The sequence below is a fragment of the Acinetobacter sp. NBRC 110496 genome (assembly GCF_000876115.1).
Taxonomy (GTDB): domain Bacteria; phylum Pseudomonadota; class Gammaproteobacteria; order Pseudomonadales; family Moraxellaceae; genus Acinetobacter.
This window is the reverse complement of sequence record NZ_BBTF01000019.1, coordinates 53210-74044: the sequence shown is the minus strand read 5'-3', so window position 1 is coordinate 74044 and position 20835 is coordinate 53210. Positions and strand designations below refer to the sequence as shown.

Genomic DNA, 20835 nt, shown 5'->3' with positions numbered 1-20835 from the left:
TTTTCTAATTAAGATTTTTTATATAAAACAGAAATATTGATTTTCTATGTCAACAAAACGTTATGTAGCAAGAGAATTGCTTGAGCAGCACACAAAGCAAAAGAAGCAAGAAAAATTAGAACAAAGACGTTTGGCGCACGAACAACGAGCTAAAGAAAAAAGACAGGCGAAAATACATATTAGCCTTTTGATTATTGTATTCATTTTACCGTTATTTTTATTTCCAGCATATCCTCGCAATCAGTGGCAGTATGAGATTTATCGTTATATCACAGAGCAGATGTTGATTACGGTAGGGACTAAAGGACCACTACCATTTTTTACTATTCTTTCAAGTATTTATTATACGATTATAACATCTATCTTCGGCGGTTATTTGTGCGTCTTATTCATTAAGAGAGTGGGTGTGGGCAAGGTGTTTCAGGAAAAAATTTATAGTAAATTTTTTCAGGCTGAGTTTAAAGCATCTAAGAAATATCCATGGTTGGAGAAACCATTAATTAAAAAAATGATAGTTTCAGGGATGTTTCTCTTATTCCTCTTAATCGGTATCCTACATTTTATCCATGATGAAATTTCCTTTCAGGATGGTAGCCGTAGAGGGGCACTCATCCAGCTAAGTTATAATTATCGGATTGGTGTACTTTTTTGGGAAGCATGCATTAGCACTATTACGATATTTCCATTTTTCTATTTCGGTTTTTTATTCATTTATCTTGTTAACTATTTTTTCAGAGGCTTAGGCACTGGAAAAATCATGATTCCCCAAAAAGTGGCAGCTAAAAGAACCAAGAATAGATCACGGAAAAGATCAGAAACGAGAAAAATAAATCGATAATTGTCTAATAGCAGACAGAGACAATCTGCCTCTGTCTACAATGAATTAACGATTAGATAGGATTCAAAAATTACTTCAACTCTATCTAAATAATTAGTATTTCCCTTTAAAATTTGCACTAATTCTTTGTTTTAAATATTCCTTCGCTGTAATTGCTGGATATTTCTGTTGGGGGCTTTTAATCAGTACATCTTCATTGGCTTGGCAGAAGAAGGCCAGACTATAACGCGCTCCTTGATACTCATCTGCTTCTGGATTTTTGACTCGATGGAAATTAGAAGGTAACTGATCATCACTCCAACGCATCAACATATCGCCAATATTACAGGTGATCACATCATCCCGTGGTTCGATACTGGTCCATTGTTGCTGTTCCATATCTTTACCTGGACAGACTTGCAGACCACCTTGACCATTACGTTGGAACAATAAGGTTAAACAATCAAAATCGGTATGTGCGCCTGCACGCCATAGACCCAATTGATCTTTTAAAGCTGGATCAATGGCATAGTAATGCAGCATTCTTAAAGTACTTTGATAACTGTCTTGTTCAGGATCATGGGCAAGGCTAAAGAAGTTATCGGCAAAACCCAGTTTATAAGCAAAACAGGAGAGTATTTTCATACCAACGTGCCAACAGGCCTGTTCAAATTCAAGCATGGTATTTTTAAAATCAGGTAGCTCTTGCTCGGTTGGATAAAGCCCAGCCATACGTGGACGAGTGATTTGGTAGGATTCTTTCTGGTCTGGGGTACTGGTTGATGGACGAACTTGAGCTTTGCTTTCCCAACCTGCATTTCGATGGAGTGGGTAGCGTGCTTTGACCGGTTCAGGCAGAGCAAAAAACTGTTGTGTCATGTCAAATGCAGTTTGAATCTGCTCAAGTGGAATACCGTGATGCGAGACCTGAAAGAAACCAATATCAGTGGCAGCCGCCCAGAGTTGCTCCGCAATTTCATATTTGCGTTGTTCGAAGTCAGATAAATCAATTACTCGAACTTCTCGTTCAAAAGTTTCTTGACCCAAAGCTCCCATACGCGCTTCTTTTTGCAGTTCTTCTAAGCTGTAGTCATGTTCAGCGATTGGAGTCATATTGGCGCTATTCATATTTTCAACCTCATCTTTTGGATAAACCGTGACCCAATCAAATAGATTGAAAGAGATGGGGTCACATTCAAAAAAGAGCCGCACTTTTTCCATAAGAGAAAGCTTTTATAAAAAAGTGAGCTGATTTCTGAGCAATGACCCGCATAACAGTCGATGTAACTGACTATGCTGAACGCTTCTACTCTGACGGAAAGAAAGAAGCACTTTTTGTGCCAGTTTATAAAGTGAAACAGGTCAATATGACGAGAAACGCTGCAATTTCTTGTGAAAATATTGAAATTTGAAACATTACACACTCATTTATATGAGGATAGAATGACGCCTAATGATTTAATTTGTGATTTACTTTTGACTTGAATCTAATAAAGCCTAGCTTATGTTTACTAAAGTGGTAGAAAAAGTAATGCATTAAACAAAAAGTCTGAACAATTACCTTTTCGAAAATTTAGGAGTTCTAAAATGGAAAAATCGCTGCTTAAAAAAGTATTTTTATTTAAATCCCCCAGCCAATATTGATTTGATAAATGAGGTTAAGAGTAAAATATTCATAAAACTTCCTAAAGCATATGAAGATTTTCTTTTGATTTGTAATGGTCTTTATTCACAAGGGAACCTTACCCTTCATGAAGTCCAAGATCTGCCTGAAAGAAATAATGATTATGAGGTCGAGAAGTATCTGCCTGACTATTTTATGATTGGTGATGATAATGGCGGTCAAGCAGTTTTGATCAATGAAGCCGGCGAGATTTTCGAAGTTGGAATGGGTGTTATGGATATTGCATTTGTAGAGCAATCGGCGAACTCATTAGAAGACTTATTGATAAATTACAAAGGAAAAACATTAAATGAGCGATAAAAATTTTCATGTGAGAATAGCACTTGTAAGGTGCGTTGAGTAGGTGGTAACGCACCATTAAACTGCACTTAAAAGCAAAGACACAATGCAGTTGATTCACCTGAAAACAACTAATAATAAATCCAAGCTAGAGAATTGCTATAAAAAACAAGATCAAATCAATCTTGGCATAGAGCTTGCTAAATCATAATTGAGTATAAGCGGTCAGTATGTTGCAAACATACGGGACATTGCTCTACAGCGTTTGCTGTTCCTCTTTTGGGGACAAAGCCAATTGATTTGGCTTTGAGAGAAATGTGTAGCTTATACACTGATTGACCCCCTAAAAAGAATAGCAAGATGAATCCATACAGATTTAGGGGGCTTAATATGAATATTCAGCACTATGTGGGCAAAGGGCGACGTACTGTTATCGCGGGCGCGTTATTGGGGCTAGGTACAGTGCTCAGCTCAACCAGTTTTGCAGCCGATAAATTGGTTTTACAAACCACGTGGTTTGCACAAGCCGAGCAAGGTGGTTATTACCAAGCACTGGCACAAGGAATTTATAAAAAATACGGGCTTGATGTCGATATTAAAATCGGTGGGCCACAGGTCAATAACATGACCTTATTACTTTCAAAACGTGCCGATATTATTATTAATTATGACCTACAGGTCTTAAAAGGCATCGAAAGTAACTTTCCTATCAAAGCCGTTGCAGCACCATTCCAGTTTGATCCCCAAGGTGTGTTAACTCACAGCGATGTAAAGTCTTTGGCCGATCTGAAAGGAAAAACGATTTTGGTCTCAACCAGTGGACAAGCAAGCTGGTGGCCGTGGTTAAAAGGCAAATACAAATTAGATGCCGCACAGGCACGCCCTTATACCTTCAATATGCAGCCATTCCTAGCAGGTAAAAATGTAGTCCAGCAAGCCTATGCCACCTCAGAAGTGTTTCAGGCGAAAAAAGCAGAACCTTCGAGTAATTTCTTTTTATTTGCTGATGCAGGTTATCCAGCTTATGGCGGTATTTTAGTGACCCGCAATGATGTCATTCAAAATAAACCTGATGTGCTGCGCCGTTTTGTCCAAGCATCGATGGAAGGATGGAAAAACTATTTAGCTGATCCACGTTTGGGCAATAGCATCATTAAAAAAGAAAACCCGAATATGAATGATGAACTACTGACTTTTGCAGTCGGGCAAATGCGCAAATTAAAACTGATTGATGGTGGCGATGCCAAGACCCAAGGCATTGGTGTCATGACAGACGCACGTTGGAAAGCAACGCGAGATTTTATGGTAAATGCAGGTTTACTCAAAGCTCAAACCAATTGGAAAACCGCTTATACCACGCAGTTTGTTAAAGCTGCCAAATAACCTGAGATACTTCCCTTAGAAGGAAGTCATGGTGAAAGGGTTAACAAAATAGGGCACTCGCACGAAGGGGAAACCACATGAATTCTGCTTTACCAATTGATACACCAATACATGAATCTTCAACCTTTATCACGCCGATGATTATGGCCAGAGGAGTTGAAAAAACCTATCCAAATGGGACCAATGCCTTACAGCGACTCGATTTAAACATTGCCCGTGGTGAAATTGTTTCATTACTAGGGCCATCAGGCTGCGGTAAAAGTACCTTGCTCAAAATGTTTGCCGATCTGGAACAACCTTCTGCAGGTTTGGTGCGCTGGAATGGTAAGGCTGAAATACAATCTCAATGCAAAATGGCCATGGTATTTCAAGAAGCAACGCTAATGCCCTGGGCCAATATCGAAGACAATGTACGTTTACCTTTGGATTTACAGCATATTGCCAAATCAACCAGTACGCCCAAAGTCCAAGCTGCTTTAAAAGCCGTTGGTTTGGAAAAGTTTAGCAAAGCTTATCCGCGTGAACTTTCGGGTGGCATGCAAATGCGTGCTTCCTTGGCCAGAGCTTTGGTGACTGAACCTGATTTATTACTGATGGATGAACCTTTTGGGGCATTGGATGAATTTACCCGTCATAAACTCGACAGTGATATCCGTCAATTATGGTCAGAACGAGATTTAACGGTGGTGTTTGTCACGCATAGTATTTATGAAGCGGTGTATCTGTCTTCACGAGTTATTGTGATGGGGGCACGACCAGGGCGCGTAGTGGCAGATCTGAAGATTAAAGGGCCTTATCAACGTGATGAGTCTTTCCGAAGCTCAGACATTTTTATTCAACAATGTTCGCATCTATCACAATTATTGGCTGAGGCAAGCGGAGGACATGCTCATGATTAAACCATTGCTACAACATCCAACCGTACAACGTATTGCTGCTCCACTTGGGCTTGGTCTGATTTTTCTCATGTTTTGGCAACTGAGTTTTCAACAACTGGAAGTGCCTGTTTATGTCGTGCCTAAACCCAGTGATATTGTCATGGCAATGATCAATCAGTCCAATGTGCTATTTGGTAGTTTATGGGTAACTTTAAAAATCACTTTATTGGCTTTTACTTGCGCCGTGATCATTGGAACATTAGTGGCCTTTGTGTTTGTACAAAGCCGTGTGCTCGAAGCCTGTTTTATGCCGTATGCCATTTTATTTCAGGTCACACCGATTGTTGCAATCGCACCTCTGGTCATCATCTGGATTCAAAATACCACTTTGGCATTGGTGGTGTGTGCCATGCTGGTTGCGGTTTTTCCAATACTGACCAATACCACCTTAGGTTTGCGTAGTGTCAATAAAGGTTTGCTTAACCTTTTCCAAATCAACAAAGCCAGTCGCTGGCAAATTCTAATGCGTTTAAGGGTGCCGAATGCTTTGCCTTATTTCTTTGGTGGCTTACGGATTTCTTGTGGTTTGGCACTGATTGGTGCTGTAGTTTCCGAGTTTGTTGCAGGTGCGGGTGGCACCAGTGCAGGCTTGGCTTATCAAATCTTACAAGCAGGTTTTCAGTTGGATTTACCCTTGATGTTTGCTGCATTATTCCTGATTACCTGTACGGGTCTGGGCTTATTTGTATTGATGTCCTTATTAAGCCAGTTGTTTTTAAGCAAATGGCATGAGAGTGAGCAAGTATGAGTTTAATGCAATTAAATCAAAGTTATTTAATTCAAAATGCCCATGCCATTTTGACGGGATTATCTGGAGATGCAGCACGTTGCACATCCACCGATATCCGCATTCAATCAGGACAAATTACGGAAATAGGGCGGCTAATCGCTCAGCCGAATGAGCAGATTGTGAATGCCAAAGATTGTGTGATTTACCCAGCATGGGTGAATACCCATCATCATTTATTTCAGTCTTTACTCAAGGGTGAACCACAAGGGTTGAATCAAAACCTGACCTCATGGCTTGCCAGTACGCCGTATCGATTTCGTGGTGCATTCGATGAAGCGACTTTTCGGATTGCAGTGCGTATTGGCTTAATTGAATTATTACGTTCAGGGTGTGCAACGGTAGCAGACCATCATTATTTATATTGGCCACAAATGCCGTTTGATGGCGCTGCAATTTTATTTGATGAAGCCGAAAAATTGGGTATGCGCTTTGTGCTGTGTCGTGGTGGTGCAACCTTAACGCGTGGTTTGGAAAGTGAGTTACCTCAAGCCTTACGTCCTGAGAAATTTGAAGACTATATAGCGGATATTGAGCGTTTGGTGCAGCACTATCATCAGCCAGATTCAAATGCTTTCCGAAAAATCGTGATGGCACCGACTTCAACCTTGCATTCGACCACAGCACAGCAATTAAGGGAAAGTGCCAAAATCGCCAGACAATGGGGGATTCGGATGCATAGCCATTTATCTGAAACGGTGGATTATCTGGATGCAGCTAGAGCCAAGTTTGCTATGACCCCAGTCCAATTCTGTGCTGAACAGGACTGGATTGGCAGTGATGTTTGGTTTGCGCATCTGGTGAAATTATTGCCCGAAGAAATTCAGTTGTTAGGCCAAACTCAAACAGGAATCGCGCACTGTCCGCAGAGTAATGCACGTTTGGGTAGCGGTATTGCTGATCTTGTTGCTCTGGAACAGGCAGGTATGACCATTTCGATTGGGGTGGATGGTGCGGGTTCCAATGAAGCCGCAGATATGTTGTCTGAAACCCATGCCGCTTGGTTATTACAACGGGCCCGAAAAGGGATGCTGGCAACACCACAATATCAGGGTGGACAATTTGAAGGCGGTGCAGATGCTGCCAGTATTGAGGATGTAATCCGTTGGGGAACGGTAGGCGGTGCCAAGATATTGGGACTCGATCAAGTCGGTACAATTGAGGTGGGCCAACAGGCGGACTTGGTCATTTATCAGTTAGATGATCCTCGTTATTTTGGCTTGCATGATATGGCGATTGGGCCTGTGGCAAGTGGCGGACGAGCGCATATTAAGGCGATGTTTGTAGCAGGGAAAATGGTGATGGAAAATGATCAGATTCCTGATCTGGATATGATGGAGTTGGCTTGGCAAGCCAAGCAAGCGGTGAAGTTGTTACAACAGCGAAGTATGGACATGGCGAAAATAGCCTAAGCGATATTGATTTACAGATATCTGATAGTGGTTTATTTTAAATATGCATTGTCAGATATAGGATGAAATTAATGCTTAACTTTCAGGCATCCAAAAAAGTATCGTATTCTCGATAATAATTGATGCCTTGAATGAAAGATTCATCGTTAAAATTGTTTGATATTAATTTAAGGTTTTCGATAACACCTTTTAAAGTACTTATTTCCATCCATGGTGACAAATATAGCTCTTGTAATGCTATAGGCAAAAATGCTCCATCATCTGATTCATAAACTTTTTCATCTGGTAGATTATCGACTTCTTCCTCCGAAATAATGAAAAAAATACTTTCTTTCGGGGATTTATTCCAAGCTATTAGATTGACATAAATCCATTCATTTTCCTTTGCTCTAATTGCTGTCTCGTATAAATCACGTATTGTAACTATTTGGATCATTGCCTATCTCCTTTATTATTTAATTCGACAGTTAAATTTATACGGAACAATTTTTTTATGAGTTTAAGCAATATATTGGGGTCTACCATCCATGACCCACCTGCAATACCTTGCATCAATATGGCTTGCCAATTTGTCGTAATTTTCCCAAGTATCAGCGACTCTATACACGTTATTCGTATCTACCGAAAAGCTAAGCAAGTAGTCATCAATATATCGACTATCATTATTTAATCCTTCGTAATACGCCAGAGCAAAAGCATTACCTTCTTCACTAAAATCATTGTCAGTGAGCTTTTCATCAAGTTCATTAATGAGAAAATGCGCTCCTGTAATTTTTTTTGTCTTTAGATGCTCAATTGCATCTTGTGAATATTCAATTAATTCTTCACTAGCAAAATTGTGCAAAAGCATCCATGTTAAAAACATTCCAATATGGGTTGCACCAGCCTCTTGTGGAAGATCGACAGGGAAGTCACCTCCATAATGCCAAGAAGCATCATCATATTTCATGATTCATATCTCCAAAAATTGCATCATTACTTACCATTTTAATAATGAGACTGATTAAAATTTTAGTTTGATCGTAATTGGTTATTTCCCATTTGAGCATTAAGAAGTGTCGTATAAATGCATCTCGTCGATTCGCAATCAGATCATAAAATTGTATCAGCTAAAAATTGGAAAACTTACTCCGAATAACCCATTTTATTCAACAAAGAAGGTCATTTAGATTGTGTTTTAGTAATCTCTGATTACCTTAGTGCGATCTTCACGGTAGGTAAAACAGGCTGTTTAGAACGTTAAAATTCTACCCATCCAATCACGCTACTACGATCAACTGGATAATCTAATTCAACCATACCGTATTAAGTGCGTACGAAGATTTCCACCCGTCGATTCAACTGTCGACCGGCAGGGTTGTCTTGGCCACTGACCTCATTGGGTGCCACTGGCTGCGACTCGCCGTAACCATGTGTGCTGGCGTCGGTTGCAGCACCACGCTGGCGCAAGGCCATGCTTACTGATTTGGCACGACGCTCGGATAAATTTAGATTGTAAGCATCACTGCCCTTGGCGTCGGTATGACCACGGATTTCTATTGTCTTGGCTGGCACTTTCCGCAAGGCTACAGCTAAGGTGTCCAGCACCGTGGCTGCATCAGGACGGATATCCGACTTGTCGAAATCGAACAACACCTGATCATTGAGTGTGATGATGAACCCACATGGCGCACCTAGAGGAGCAAATTTTTTTAATGGCGGAAACTTGCCGGCTGGCGCGACCTTGGGAATTGGTGCCATTTTCACTTGACGTGCTGGTGTACCGATGCTGCCATTGCCTTTACCGTCGTTGCTCACCAACCCGTGCGGACCATTCCATGTACCGCTGCCGTCGGCGTTGATGGTGACAATGCCTTGCGGGCCGTTCCAACTGCCTGAACCATCACCTTGGTTACGAATCACCCCGTGGTCGCCGTTCCATGTGCCACCGCCTTTGCCATCTAGCACAATGATGCCGTACTTGCCATTATATGTGCCCGAACCATCGGCTTCGACCGAGATGATCCCATCGTCAGCACCACCGTCACCATTGCCGTTGATTGTACCACTGCCATCTGCGTTGACGACGATGACACCGCCTTCATAGTTGGCGGTACCACTACCGTCTGCGTTGACATGAAAGATGCCTTCATCGCCGTTGCGCGACAGATTGCCTTGCGCATCCATGCTGGTAATGCCCGCATCGTTGAGTAATGCGCCGTCGGCGGCACAGTTGGCCGGTTTGACACTAATGCCTGCGACTGGATCAATGATGTCTTGCATTGATGTTTCCAACGCTCGTTGGGCTGGGCCAATGCCTATAATCTCTGGCACGACGATTTGCGGGATCACTGGGAAGTCGATATCTCCAGCGGACTTCACTGCTGATCTGGCTGTTTTCGGCTGGGTATTGGCATTATCCTCATCAGTTGAGGGTGACTTTGTGCAGGCGCAAACGAGCAATGCCATTCCCAGCACCATGAATCTGTTGATTGAAGACATGAATAATCACCCTACTTATATGTTGACTGTGTTTTGTTTTTAATTGAGTCGCGTTAAGTCCTTTGAATGCCGATCTTCGGCTACAAAAAACCACATGTACAACAAGGCGATGTAGTTCTTTAATTAAGGTTATTCATTGGCTCTTGAGCGAGAGATAGACAAATACCAGCACCGCTAGTCCGAAGAGGAGTCGCGCGATCCAGGGTATCACCAACCAAGCGCCGAGAGCCGTGATGGAGCGGCTCCAGACATGCGTTGATTGCAATCCCTTTGACTCAGGCGCTCTATGTTGTGTCTGCAGTGGATAGCCGCAATGCGGGCAGGAATTGGCTTGGGTCGAAACCTGACGGCTGCATTCGGGGCATGAAATAAGCGCCATAAGTGTTCTTCCTTTTTAAGTTATTTTCCATTTAGGCATTAACAAATGTCGTATAAACATATCTCGTCGATTTGCAATCAGGTCATAAAATTGTATCAGTTCAAAGATTGGAAAATTCGTCCGAATAACCCATTTTATTTAACAGAATGGGCTATTTAGATTGAGTTGAGGTGTTTTTCGATTGCCTTGCTACTATCTACGGTAAGGCAAATAGACCGTTTAAGGCTTTCAGCATTCTGCTAATTTTGTTTTATGTTCAACGGTATAATGTAACTCAACCATATCTTCACCCATTGGATGAACAGAGATCAATTTAAGTGTTGGAGCGAGTAATCTTCGAGGGAAAAGTGCTTTTCCTTTCCCAAGGGTGACTGAACCGATTTGTATAATAAGTTCATCAAGCAAATTTGCATCATAAAACTGGCCCGCTAATTCGCCACCACCTACAATCCAGATATTTTTATCCCCAATGACGGATTGTATTTCAGCATAAACAGGAGCGATTTCTCCTTGCACAAAATGGATATTTGCACCTTCAATCAAGGGCAGTTTACGGCTAGAAAATACCCAAGTTGGCTGAGAGTAGGGCCATGATGAACCTGTTTCGGCAGCGACTTGCTCTGCATGATTTAGCATCCATTGATAAGTTGCCGAGCCCATGACCAAAGCACCAACATTTGCAATAAACGTGGGATAACTTGAGTTGTTTAGTTCGCCTAATGCAAATAACCATTCTAGAGAGTCATCTTCGGTCGCAATAAATCCGTCTAGTGTACTCGCTGCAAAATATTGTACTTTCATCCTGATCATCTCCTTATTTTAAAAGGAGTATCTTAGAACTTATTTTCTTTGAGTAAATTGTTTGAATCGGCTAAACGACACCTTATGACGTTTTAAAAAGCCTAAGCTTGAAGAGGATGATGCGTATACCAATGCTCCGCAATCTGCTGACGGGTGCAAATCCAGACCCGATCATGATTTTGCACATAATCCAAGAAACGTTGCAGTGCCTTAAAGCGGGCAGGACGTCCTAAAATACGGCAATGCATGCCAATAGAAAGCATCTTGGGTGAGGTTGCACCCTCGGCGTATAAAACATCGAAAGCATCTTTTAAATATTCAAAAAAATCCTCACTACGATTAAAACCCGTAGGAGATGCAAATTTCATGTCATTGGTATCTAGCGTATAAGGAATAATTAAATGTGGGCGTGTAGCACCCGCTGCATTGCTGAGCGTTGTCCAAAAAGGTAAGTCATCGCCGTAATAATCACTGTCATATTGCACCTGATCATATTCCGCCAATAATTGGCGGGTATTGGGGCTATCGCGGCCTGTATACCAGCCCGTTGGCATTTCACCAAACAAATCTTTGAGGATATGCATGGCTTCATCCATATGTTGTTTCTCAGTTTCAATATCCATATTTTGATAATGAATCCAGCGTAAGCCATGCGATACCACATCATAGTTGTGTTGTTTGATCGCTTCGACCACCAAAGGATTCCGTTGCAAAGCCATTGCAACGGCAAAAATGGTCATAGGCAATTGACGTTTGGCAAATTCCTGCTGAATGCGCCAAAAACCGACCCGTGAGCCATATTCATAAATCGAGTCCATTGAAAGGTGTCGTGCAGGATAACTTTCAGCACCACTGATTTCAGACAAAAACTGTTCTGACCCTTCATCGCCATGCAGAATATGTTTTTCACCGCCTTCTTCATAATTCAGCACAAATTGCACCGCAATTTTCGCTTGATTCGGCCATTGGGCATGGGGCGGTTGATTGGCATAACCGACCATATCACGTGGATAATCTGCTGTTAAGTTAATGTCTATATTGGGCCAAACCATAGTAATGCCTGAATCGTGAAAAAGGTGAATCTTCACATCAACTTAACCGATAAAATCTTTGAGTGTCAAATATTATATTGATTTAAATCAGTGGTTTATGTGTTTTATTTTGGTGCAAAAATACTATGTTATTGATGAATGTTCTTTAACATGCGCGATTTTAGTGCCTCCATTTCGATAATGATTTGATTCATCATGATTTGCGCAATCCGAGAAAGTTGCCGTTTTGGTGCAACACAAAGTGCAACGGTAATTGGATGTAGGCCATGGTCATTGATTGCTCTAAATTCAAACTCACCATTTTCAATATAAGGGGCTGCATCTAGATAACTCATGATGCTGATGCCTAAGTTCTGTCTGAGCAATGAAATCATCATATGGATATCATTGCACTCGATGGTATGACGTGGGTGAAAGTCCTGCTTTTTATATAAGGCCGTAACATGGTCATGAATAACCAAAGGCTCGGCGGGAACAATATGATTGAATTCCAGTGTATTGGAGAAGTAGATTTTTTCTTTATGGGCTAACGGATGTTGTTTGGGAATCACGAAACCCAAGGGCATTTCAATAAAAGCACCGATCTGTAATTGGTGCTGATGTTTAGGGTTGAGAATCAGACCAAAGTCGAGCTCAGCATTGATCACCAGATCCGCGATACGATCACTGTCCAAGACACGAAGCTTAAAATTAATCCAGGGATATTGCTGAATAATAGACTGCATCACCGCACTGACAAAGCTTTCACTGAGTGCTGCGATCATCCCAAAATCAATTGAACCACGTTGTATCCCTTGAATTTCATTCAAACGTTTCTGGGTGATTTGAAACTCTTTTTGCCAGCTGCGTAGATCGGCATACAGCAATTCGCCTGCCAAAGTCAGCTTGAGTCCACTGGGCAAACGTTCAAATAAAGCCACGCCGAGTTCTTCTTCTGCCAAAACGATTTGTCGATGTACCGCGGAGACAGAAATAAACAGTTGATCGGCCGCTTTTCTTAAACTACCTGTTTTGGCAACGGCAATAAAATAATCGGCAAAACGTGAAAATGGCAAGGCCATTGCAAACTCACTTGAGATAAAGCAGGTTTTAATACAAAAGCAATTTTAGTGCCTAGACTGTTCTAATTTTTAGAATGAGTCATGTAAATCATTCTAATAGACGAAAATAATGATCTATTCCACACTGCAAACAACAGAGGAAAGACGAAATAACGAGCACAGGATATGAACGCAATTCCATTCATCAATCTTCCAAATAAGCCATGCCATAGCCAATTTGATGATCAGGATTGGCAGATTCTTGCACAACATTGGTATCCCGTTGCACGCATTGAAGATGTGAGTAGCAAACCTCAGCAAGTGACTTTATTGGATATGAATCTAGCTTTGTATAAGACCGAAACAGGGCAGATTCATTTGGCTCGGGATATTTGTCCACATCGTGGTGTACCTTTGAGTAAAGGTTGGGTTGAGGGAGACACTTTGATTTGTCCTTATCACGGGCTACATTTTAATGAAGAGGGCAAATGTAGCAAAATCCCCGCTCAGCCTGACTTAACCAAAATCTCAGAGCGCTTTTCGCTGACTAAGTTTCCAGTGGTTTTAAAATATGGCTTGGTTTGGACCAGCATTTTGGGCAGAGATGAACATTTGGCGAATTTTCCCGTGTTAGAGACATGGGAGAATGAGGCACATCAAGCCATTTTGCCACCTTCTGTAGATATTGCAGGCTCAAGTGGCCGTCAACTGGAAGGCTTTATTGATGTTGCACATTTTGCTTGGGTACATCATCAGGCTTTTGCCGATCGAGATAATCCGGTGGTACCTAAATATTCGACTGAACGTACCAATTATGGCTTGCATACAAACTACACCAGTAACGTCAGCAACTATCCGCATGGCATGCAGCATTTAGCACCCGATGATTTCTTGTGGGAAAGAATCTTTGATGTTTATCCACCATTTTCAGCAGTGCTGACCATTCATTTTCCGAATGACGGGGTGCTCAAGATTTTAAACGCCTGTTGTCCGGTCTCGCATAACAAGACCCGTTTATTTGTACCATTAACTCGTAATTTTGATACCACGGGTGATTTACAGGCGGTTTATGATTTTAATGCGCAGATTTTTGCTGAAGATCAGGAGATGGTTGAGGCGCAAAAGCCAGAAGAATTGCCTTTGGATATAAGTATGGAAGCGCATTTTGAAGCAGATCGTTCTTCGACTATGTATCGTCGTATTTTGGCAGAATGGGGGTTAAGCAAACGATACACCGTCTAGCTTTAGAAATAACCGTATTTTCTATGGAGATTAAAAAGAGTAAATAAAATAATGGAACTGGAAAATTTTATATGTATAGGCTTGTATATACAATTGTCATAAAATAAAGATACAATGCCTTAAAATATTTAGTATGAGTTTTAGTCAATGTCAAGAGCGACAAAGCAAAACGATTTAGATTTGTCCTTAGAAGAAGATAGTCCAGTTCCATTGTATTTGCGCGTGAAACAAATGATTTCACAAAAAATTTATGAGGGAACATGGACAGTTAATAAAAAGATTCCTTCAGAGAGTGAATTGGTCAATTTACTCGGCTGTAGCCGCATGACCGTGAACCGTGCCTTACGCGAACTGACTAGTGAAGGTTTATTGGTGCGTATTCAAGGTGTTGGTTCTTTTGTTGCCGAAGGGCAAGGGCGTACCGCTTTATTTCATGTCAATAATATTGCCGAAGAAATCATTGCCCGAAACCATAAACATCATGCCGAAGTCTTGGTGCTGGAACAAATTCAGGCCAATGCCGAGCAAAGCATGTTGATGCAGATGCGTGAAGGGCAAAAGCTTTTTCACTCGATCATTGTGCATTATGAAAATGATGTGCCTGTACAGATTGAAGACCGATTGGTCGATCCGATGTTGATTCCTGATTACTTGTCACAAGACTTTAAAAGCATTACACCGAATGCGTATTTGATGTCGAAAGCACCTGTGACCGAGGGTGAGCATGTGGTCACAGCGATTCTTGCTTCTGCACAAGAATGCAAATGGCTGAAAATCAATAAGACTGAACCGTGTCTATTGATTCGTCGTCGCACTTGGTCGAATAAACAGCTGATTTCCAGCGCTCGATTGATTTATCCAGGTAGCCGTTACTATCTGGAAGGTAAATTTACCCAATGATTCAACAGTTAAGCGTATCTGATTATCAGCAGATGCTGTGGAAGAATGGTGCGGGCTATACCGTAGAGCTCGCCAGAAGCGACGGGGACAGTCTGGATGCGTTTGATTGGCGTATTTCGATGGCGGATGTCAAAACTTCGGGTGACTTTTCCAAGTTTGATGGCATGCAGCGCATCCTTACAGTATTGGAGGGTGCTGGTATTATACTGAAGATTGATGATGGTTCTGAGCATCTGCAAACCTTACAGTCCGCCCAATTTAGTGGAGATAGCACGACCAGTTGTAAACTCAGCGATGGGCCGATTCGGGACTTTAATCTGATCTATAATCCTGAAAAATGGTGTTCTCGTTATCAATGGATATGTGAGCCAACGAGTTCTGAGATTTTCAGTTCAGCCGATCTGATTTTTATTTTCAATCAGAGTCCAGAAACATTAGAAATTGAAGTAGAACAACAGCTTTTCTGTTTAGCCCAGCATGAGAGTCTTAAAATAGAGCAGCAAAAAGCATTGAAAAAACTGGTTTTAAAATCACAGCGTTTAAAGCAAGCTTGTCTGATCGAACTCACGAAAAATTAAGTTTTTTACTTTTTCTTAAAACACATGCAACCTCAGGTTGTATGTGTTTTTTTGCCAGTATAAAAATAAATCTATTTATTTCATAAGCTTGTAAATTATTTTCATAAAAGCATTGAAAAGCATCTTTTCAAGATAAAAGTTTTGTGTAGTATATGGATGTATATACAAGTTAATACATTGCTATACAGTAAAGCAGGTTAATTTGCTGATTCAAACTCAATGGAAGGAGTCCGATTGTGACAACAACGACAACAAAATTTCGTGATGTAGAAATTCGCGCACCACGTGGTACAAAGCTCAATGCAAAAAGCTGGTTAACAGAAGCGCCTTTACGCATGCTGATGAACAATCTTGACCCTGATGTTGCAGAAAATCCAAAAGAGCTTGTTGTTTACGGTGGTATTGGTCGTGCTGCACGTAACTGGGAATGTTTTGACAAGATCGTTGAAACACTTAAAAACTTAGAAACAGATGAAACCTTATTGGTTCAATCAGGTAAGCCAGTTGGCGTATTTAAAACCCATAAAGATGCACCGCGTGTTTTGATTGCAAACTCGAATCTTGTTCCACATTGGGGAACCTGGGAGCATTTCAATGAATTGGATGCCAAAGGTCTGGCAATGTATGGGCAGATGACAGCGGGTTCATGGATTTATATTGGTAGCCAAGGCATTGTACAAGGCACTTATGAAACTTTTGTAGAAGCAGGCCGCCAACACTATAACGGCGATTTAACAGGTCGTTGGGTGTTGACCGCTGGTTTAGGCGGTATGGGTGGTGCACAACCTTTGGCTGCAACACTTGCAGGTGCATGTTCACTTAATATCGAATGCCAACAAACCAGTATCGATTTCCGATTACGTACCCGTTATGTCGATGAACAAGCAACGGATTTAGATGATGCCTTGGCGCGTATTGAAAAATACACCAAAGAAGGCAAGGCAGTTTCGATTGCACTGCATGGCAATGCCGCTGAAATTCTGCCTGAATTAGTCCGTCGTGGTGTACACCCAGACATGGTGACAGACCAAACCAGCGCACATGACCCATTGAATGGTTATTTGCCAATTGGCTGGACATGGGAAGAGTATCGTCAACGTGCTAAAACTGAGCCAGAAGCTGTGGTCAAAGCAGCAAAACAATCGATGGCCAAACATGTTCAAGCGATGTTGGATTTCCAGAAAATGGGTGTTCCAACCTTTGATTATGGCAACAACATTCGTCAAATGGCACAAGACGAAGGTGTAAAAAATGCCTTTGATTTCCCAGGCTTCGTTCCTGCCTATATCCGTCCATTGTTCTGCCGTGGTATTGGTCCATTCCGTTGGGCTGCACTTTCAGGTGATCCAGAAGATATCTATAAAACAGATGCCAAAGTAAAAGAACTTATTCCAGATGATGAACATTTACATCGCTGGTTAGATATGGCGCGTGAACGGATTAGCTTCCAAGGTTTACCAGCGCGTATTTGCTGGGTTGGCTTAGGTTTACGTGCAAAATTGGGCTTGGCATTCAATGAAATGGTGCGTAGCGGTGAACTTTCAGCACCGATCGTGATTGGTCGTGATCATTTGGATTCAGGTTCAGTCTCGAGTCCAAACCGTGAAACAGAATCAATGAAAGATGGTTCTGATGCGGTATCTGACTGGCCATTGTTAAATGCCTTGTTGAATACTGCTGGCGGTGCAACTTGGGTATCATTACATCACGGTGGCGGTGTTGGTATGGGCTTTTCTCAGCACTCAGGTGTAGTGATCGTGTGTGATGGTACTGATGAAGCAGCGGCACGTATTGCACGTGTATTGACCAATGACCCTGCAACAGGGGTGATGCGTCATGCCGATGCGGGTTATGACATCGCAATTGATTGTGCCAAAGAGCAAGGCTTGAACTTGCCAATGATCACACAATAAACAGACAAGGACATTACGATGCTTTTTGCAATTGTGCATTGAGCATTGTAAGCGAACAATAGAGTGCAAAACAGGACGCCAATAATGGAACTTTTAATTCAAGCCGGCAAACTCACCTTAGCAGACCTTCGTAAAGCCTATTTCAATCCAATCAAAGTCAAATTGGATGAGAGTGCTGCAGCAGGAATCGATGCCAGCGTTGCTTGTGTCGAAAAAATTGTCAATGAAGGTCGTACCGCATACGGGATCAATACAGGTTTTGGTTTACTTGCTTCGACTAAAATTGCACCAGAAGACTTGGAGCAATTACAACGTTCTTTGGTACTTTCACATGCAGCAGGTGTGGGTGAGCCCCTAGATGATGCTATGGTACGTTTGATCATGTTGCTGAAAGCGAACAGCTTGGCTCGTGGTTTTTCAGGGATTCGCCGTAAAGTGATTGATGCACTTTTGGCTTTGATTAATGCTGAAGTGTATCCGCATATTCCATTAAAAGGTTCAGTGGGTGCTTCAGGTGACTTGGCGCCACTTGCACATATGTCTTTGGTGTTAATTGGTGAAAGTAAAGCGCGCTATAAAGGTGAATGGTTACCTGCGGTTGAAGCGCTAAAAATTGCAGGTTTAGAGCCGATTTCTTTGGCGGCGAAAGAAGGTTTGGCATTGCTGAACGGTACACAGGCATCAACTGCTTATGCATTGCGTGGTTTATTCGAAGCAGAAGATCTATTTGCTGCCGCAACGGTTTGCGGTGGATTAAGCGTTGAAGCAATGCTGGGTTCACGTGCACCATTCGATGCCCGTATTCATGAAGTGCGTGGTCAACGTGGTCAAATTGATGTTGCGGCTGCGTATCGTGACCTATTAACTGAATCAAGTGAAATTTCTCATTCACATGAAGATTGTAGCAAGGTTCAAGACCCATATTCATTACGCTGCCAACCTCAGGTGATGGGTGCTTGTTTGACTCAAATCCGTCAAGCGGCAGAAGTTTTAGAAATTGAATCAAATGCTGTTTCAGATAACCCGTTGGTGTTTGCCGCTGAAGGTGATGTAATTTCAGGTGGTAACTTCCATGCCGAGCCAGTGGCAATGGCTGCGGATAACCTTGCATTGGCGATTGCTGAAATTGGTTCGCTATCTGAACGTCGTATTTCTATGATGATGGACCGTCATATGTCACAATTGCCGCCGTTCTTGGTTGCCAATGGTGGAGTCAACTCCGGTTTCATGATTGCCCAAGTAACAGCTGCTGCGTTAGCAAGTGACAATAAAGCACTTGCACATCCTGCCAGTGTTGATAGTTTACCGACTTCTGCAAATCAGGAAGACCATGTTTCCATGGCACCGAATGCGGGCAAACGTTTATGGTATATGGCTGATAACGTTCGCGGCATTCTTGCAGTTGAATGGTTAGGTGCATGTCAGGGGCTAGATTTCCGTGAAGGATTGAAGAGTTCTCCAAAACTGGAGCGCGCGCGTAAACTGTTGCGTGACCAAGTACCTTACTACAGTGAAGATCGTTTCTTTGCACCCGATATCGAGCAGGCAAGTGAATTGCTCGCAAGTGGTTGCTTGAACGCATTGCTGATTCCGAAGCTATTACCGAGTTTGTCTGAAGTGTGATCAATAAAACGGTCACATGGAGTGGCCGAATCTAACTAAATTTCCTCAAGGATTGGAGATTATAATGTCACAACACTCCACATTACAGCGGGGGTTAAACACCCGTCATATTCGTTTCTTGGCATTGGGTTCAGCCATCGGGACAGGACTCTTTTACGGTTCGGCGACTGCAATCAAAATGGCAGGGCCGTCCGTATTACTCGCATATATTGTTGCAGGGATTGCAATTTATATCGTGATGCGTGCACTTGGTGAGATGGCTGTCCATAATCCAGTATCGGGCTCGTTTAGTGAGTACGCATCACATTATATTGGTCCATTGGCGGGGTTTACCACGGGATGGACCTACGTTTTTGAAATGGTGATTGTCGCCTTGGCCGATGTCACGGCTTTTGGGATCTACATGGGATTTTGGTATCCCGATGTACCACGATGGATCTGGATTCTGTCACTGATCATGTTCTTGGGCGCAATCAACCTGATTCATGTGAAAGTCTTTGGTGAACTTGAGTTCTGGCTTTCAATCGTCAAGGTCACGGCTATTGTTGCCATGATTTTGGGTGGTTTTGGTTTAATGTTCTATGGTTTCCATGCTGACCACAGTGGATTTACCACAGGCATTCAAAACTTATGGATTCATGATGGCTTTATGCCAAATGGAATTGCAGGTTTGGTTGCCTGTTTATCTGTAGTGGTATTTGCTTTTGGCGGGATTGAAATTATTGGTTTGACGGCAGGTGAGTCGCAAGATCCGAAAACGTCCATTCCTCGTGCCATTAATGCCGTTCCAGTCCGAATCTTACTGTTCTATGTATTGACAATTTTTGTGTTGATGTCGATTTTCCCATGGAATCAAATTGGTAGCCAAGGTAGTCCATTTGTTCAAATTTTTGAAAATCTAGGCATTGGATCAGCAGCTACGATTTTGAATATTGTGGTGGTTACCGCAGCAATCTCGGCAATTAACAGTGATGTATTCGGTGCAGGGCGTATGCTGTATGGCATGTCGAACCGTGGACAAGCGCCGCAAGTTTTCCAGAAAATCTCAAAGAATGGCGTGCCTTGGATGACGGTTGTGGTGATGGCTGGGGTGTTATTGATCGGTGTTGTGCTGAACTATCTGATTCCTGAAAATGTCTTCATCATCATTGCTTCAATCGCAACCTTTGCAACCGTTTGGGTATGGCTGATGATTTTACTTTCTCAGGTCGCAATGCGTCGTAAGCTGTCGAAAGAAGAAATTAAAGCCTTGGATTTCCCTGTGATTGGCTGGCCGTATGCACCTGCATTTGCGATTGTATTCATGCTGTTTATCTTGGCGATGATGGGATATTTCCCTGACTCACGACCTGCGATTTATGTCGGGGTAACGTGGTTAATTCTCCTTTGGATTGCTTATACCATTTGGGTGAAGCCCAAGCAAAACAGCGTAAAAGAAAATCAGACGTTGCAACAAAACATTGAATTGGAAAGCTAACAATCAAACTGCTCAGGTATTGATTATGCCTGAGCAGTGAGAGGAGTTT

Annotated in this window: 21 protein-coding genes; 13 read left to right on the top strand and 8 right to left on the bottom strand. The window is 42.2% G+C overall.

What is annotated here, in order from left to right; all coding sequences use genetic code 11:
- The first annotated feature begins 46 nt into the window (after window positions 1–46).
- Entirely contained in the window at window positions 47–838 is a 792-nt protein-coding gene (locus tag Aba26S_RS11265; protein ID WP_043971992.1) for a hypothetical protein, read from the top strand.
- A 93-nt stretch (window positions 839–931) separates the two neighbouring features.
- On the opposite strand, the gene Aba26S_RS11260 is transcribed toward Aba26S_RS11265, so the two are convergent.
- Window positions 932–1945 carry an isopenicillin N synthase family oxygenase gene (locus tag Aba26S_RS11260; protein ID WP_043971996.1) on the bottom strand — a complete coding sequence of 338 codons (1014 nt, stop codon included), beginning with the start codon at window positions 1943–1945 and terminating at the stop codon, window positions 932–934.
- Window positions 1946–2079: 134 nt separating this feature from the next.
- Between Aba26S_RS11260 and Aba26S_RS11255 the strand changes: the two genes are divergently transcribed.
- From Aba26S_RS11255 to Aba26S_RS11230, 6 genes are all read left to right on the top strand, one after another.
- Entirely contained in the window at window positions 2080–2229 is a 150-nt protein-coding gene (locus Aba26S_RS11255) for a hypothetical protein (RefSeq protein ID WP_155522870.1), read from the top strand.
- A 137-nt stretch (window positions 2230–2366) separates the two neighbouring features.
- Complete coding sequence (locus tag Aba26S_RS11250; RefSeq protein WP_081408446.1) at window positions 2367–2801, top strand: SMI1/KNR4 family protein; 435 nt, start codon at window positions 2367–2369, stop codon at window positions 2799–2801.
- 369 nt (window positions 2802–3170) lie between these two features.
- Complete coding sequence (locus tag Aba26S_RS11245) at window positions 3171–4163, top strand: ABC transporter substrate-binding protein (RefSeq protein ID WP_043971986.1); 993 nt, start codon at window positions 3171–3173, stop codon at window positions 4161–4163.
- A gap of 77 nt (window positions 4164–4240) precedes the next feature.
- Window positions 4241–5062 carry an ABC transporter ATP-binding protein gene (locus tag Aba26S_RS11240; RefSeq protein WP_043971984.1) on the top strand — a complete coding sequence of 274 codons (822 nt, stop codon included), beginning with the start codon at window positions 4241–4243 and terminating at the stop codon, window positions 5060–5062.
- Window positions 5055–5849, top strand: coding sequence for an ABC transporter permease (locus Aba26S_RS11235; RefSeq protein ID WP_005242174.1), 795 nt, complete (start codon window positions 5055–5057; stop codon window positions 5847–5849). Before Aba26S_RS11240 ends, Aba26S_RS11235 begins: the two co-directional genes overlap by 8 nt.
- Window positions 5846–7300 (top strand): amidohydrolase family protein, encoded by a 1455-nt coding sequence (locus tag Aba26S_RS11230; RefSeq protein WP_043971981.1) that lies wholly within the window; start codon window positions 5846–5848, stop codon window positions 7298–7300. The genes Aba26S_RS11235 and Aba26S_RS11230 overlap by 4 nt, the downstream gene beginning before the upstream one ends.
- An 82-nt stretch (window positions 7301–7382) precedes the next feature.
- Here Aba26S_RS11230 and Aba26S_RS11225 read toward each other — a convergent pair whose 3' ends face one another.
- From Aba26S_RS11225 to Aba26S_RS11195, 7 genes are all read right to left on the bottom strand, one after another.
- Window positions 7383–7736, bottom strand: a complete 354-nt coding sequence (locus Aba26S_RS11225) for a hypothetical protein (RefSeq protein WP_043971979.1) — start codon at window positions 7734–7736, stop codon at window positions 7383–7385.
- A 63-nt stretch (window positions 7737–7799) separates the two neighbouring features.
- Window positions 7800–8249 (bottom strand): hypothetical protein, encoded by a 450-nt coding sequence (locus tag Aba26S_RS11220; RefSeq protein WP_043971977.1) that lies wholly within the window; start codon window positions 8247–8249, stop codon window positions 7800–7802.
- A 356-nt stretch (window positions 8250–8605) separates the two neighbouring features.
- Window positions 8606–9781, bottom strand: a complete 1176-nt coding sequence (locus Aba26S_RS11215; RefSeq protein WP_043971975.1) for an OmpA family protein — start codon at window positions 9779–9781, stop codon at window positions 8606–8608.
- 133 nt (window positions 9782–9914) lie between these two features.
- Window positions 9915–10160: a zinc ribbon domain-containing protein gene (locus Aba26S_RS11210; protein ID WP_010590119.1), complete on the bottom strand. Its 246-nt coding sequence runs from the start codon at window positions 10158–10160 to the stop codon at window positions 9915–9917.
- Window positions 10161–10388: 228 nt separating this feature from the next.
- Entirely contained in the window at window positions 10389–10961 is a 573-nt protein-coding gene (locus Aba26S_RS11205; protein ID WP_043971973.1) for a dihydrofolate reductase family protein, read from the bottom strand.
- A 101-nt stretch (window positions 10962–11062) separates the two neighbouring features.
- Window positions 11063–12013, bottom strand: coding sequence for an allantoinase PuuE (puuE, locus tag Aba26S_RS11200; protein ID WP_005242167.1), 951 nt, complete (start codon window positions 12011–12013; stop codon window positions 11063–11065).
- Window positions 12014–12141: 128 nt separating this feature from the next.
- Window positions 12142–13074: a LysR family transcriptional regulator gene (locus tag Aba26S_RS11195; protein ID WP_043971971.1), complete on the bottom strand. Its 933-nt coding sequence runs from the start codon at window positions 13072–13074 to the stop codon at window positions 12142–12144.
- A gap of 165 nt (window positions 13075–13239) precedes the next feature.
- On the opposite strand from Aba26S_RS11195, the gene Aba26S_RS11190 reads away from it, so the two are divergent.
- The 6 genes from Aba26S_RS11190 (at window position 13240) to Aba26S_RS11165 (ending at window position 20786) form a co-directional block, all read left to right on the top strand.
- A complete protein-coding gene (locus Aba26S_RS11190; protein WP_043971969.1) occupies window positions 13240–14295 on the top strand; it encodes an aromatic ring-hydroxylating dioxygenase subunit alpha in 1056 nt (351 codons plus the stop codon).
- A 147-nt stretch (window positions 14296–14442) separates the two neighbouring features.
- Window positions 14443–15195, top strand: a complete 753-nt coding sequence (gene hutC / locus Aba26S_RS11185; protein WP_005274495.1) for a histidine utilization repressor — start codon at window positions 14443–14445, stop codon at window positions 15193–15195.
- A complete protein-coding gene (locus tag Aba26S_RS11180) occupies window positions 15192–15773 on the top strand; it encodes a HutD family protein (RefSeq protein WP_043971964.1) in 582 nt (193 codons plus the stop codon). The genes hutC and Aba26S_RS11180 overlap by 4 nt, the downstream gene beginning before the upstream one ends.
- A 236-nt stretch (window positions 15774–16009) precedes the next feature.
- Window positions 16010–17686, top strand: coding sequence for a urocanate hydratase (gene hutU, locus Aba26S_RS11175; RefSeq protein ID WP_005242162.1), 1677 nt, complete (start codon window positions 16010–16012; stop codon window positions 17684–17686).
- 84 nt (window positions 17687–17770) lie between these two features.
- Window positions 17771–19309 (top strand): histidine ammonia-lyase, encoded by a 1539-nt coding sequence (gene hutH / locus Aba26S_RS11170; RefSeq protein WP_005242161.1) that lies wholly within the window; start codon window positions 17771–17773, stop codon window positions 19307–19309.
- Between the two features lie 64 nt (window positions 19310–19373).
- Window positions 19374–20786, top strand: coding sequence for an amino acid permease (locus Aba26S_RS11165; protein ID WP_005242160.1), 1413 nt, complete (start codon window positions 19374–19376; stop codon window positions 20784–20786).
- The last annotated feature ends 49 nt before the right edge of the window (window positions 20787–20835 follow it).

Coding starts and splice junctions, on each gene's coding strand:
- Aba26S_RS11265 (WP_043971992.1), top strand. CDS start 47: ATGTCAACAAAACGTTATGTAGCAAGAGAATTGCTTGAGCAGCACACA.
- Aba26S_RS11260 (WP_043971996.1), bottom strand. CDS start 1,945: ATGAATAGCGCCAATATGACTCCAATCGCTGAACATGACTACAGCTTA.
- Aba26S_RS11255 (WP_155522870.1), top strand. CDS start 2,080: ATGACCCGCATAACAGTCGATGTAACTGACTATGCTGAACGCTTCTAC.
- Aba26S_RS11245 (WP_043971986.1), top strand. CDS start 3,171: ATGAATATTCAGCACTATGTGGGCAAAGGGCGACGTACTGTTATCGCG.
- Aba26S_RS11240 (WP_043971984.1), top strand. CDS start 4,241: ATGAATTCTGCTTTACCAATTGATACACCAATACATGAATCTTCAACC.
- Aba26S_RS11235 (WP_005242174.1), top strand. CDS start 5,055: ATGATTAAACCATTGCTACAACATCCAACCGTACAACGTATTGCTGCT.
- Aba26S_RS11230 (WP_043971981.1), top strand. CDS start 5,846: ATGAGTTTAATGCAATTAAATCAAAGTTATTTAATTCAAAATGCCCAT.
- Aba26S_RS11225 (WP_043971979.1), bottom strand. CDS start 7,736: ATGATCCAAATAGTTACAATACGTGATTTATACGAGACAGCAATTAGA.
- Aba26S_RS11220 (WP_043971977.1), bottom strand. CDS start 8,249: ATGAAATATGATGATGCTTCTTGGCATTATGGAGGTGACTTCCCTGTC.
- Aba26S_RS11215 (WP_043971975.1), bottom strand. CDS start 9,781: ATGTCTTCAATCAACAGATTCATGGTGCTGGGAATGGCATTGCTCGTT.
- Aba26S_RS11210 (WP_010590119.1), bottom strand. CDS start 10,160: ATGGCGCTTATTTCATGCCCCGAATGCAGCCGTCAGGTTTCGACCCAA.
- Aba26S_RS11205 (WP_043971973.1), bottom strand. CDS start 10,961: ATGAAAGTACAATATTTTGCAGCGAGTACACTAGACGGATTTATTGCG.
- puuE (WP_005242167.1), bottom strand. CDS start 12,013: ATGGTTTGGCCCAATATAGACATTAACTTAACAGCAGATTATCCACGT.
- Aba26S_RS11195 (WP_043971971.1), bottom strand. CDS start 13,074: ATGGCCTTGCCATTTTCACGTTTTGCCGATTATTTTATTGCCGTTGCC.
- Aba26S_RS11190 (WP_043971969.1), top strand. CDS start 13,240: ATGAACGCAATTCCATTCATCAATCTTCCAAATAAGCCATGCCATAGC.
- hutC (WP_005274495.1), top strand. CDS start 14,443: ATGTCAAGAGCGACAAAGCAAAACGATTTAGATTTGTCCTTAGAAGAA.
- Aba26S_RS11180 (WP_043971964.1), top strand. CDS start 15,192: ATGATTCAACAGTTAAGCGTATCTGATTATCAGCAGATGCTGTGGAAG.
- hutH (WP_005242161.1), top strand. CDS start 17,771: ATGGAACTTTTAATTCAAGCCGGCAAACTCACCTTAGCAGACCTTCGT.
- Aba26S_RS11165 (WP_005242160.1), top strand. CDS start 19,374: ATGTCACAACACTCCACATTACAGCGGGGGTTAAACACCCGTCATATT.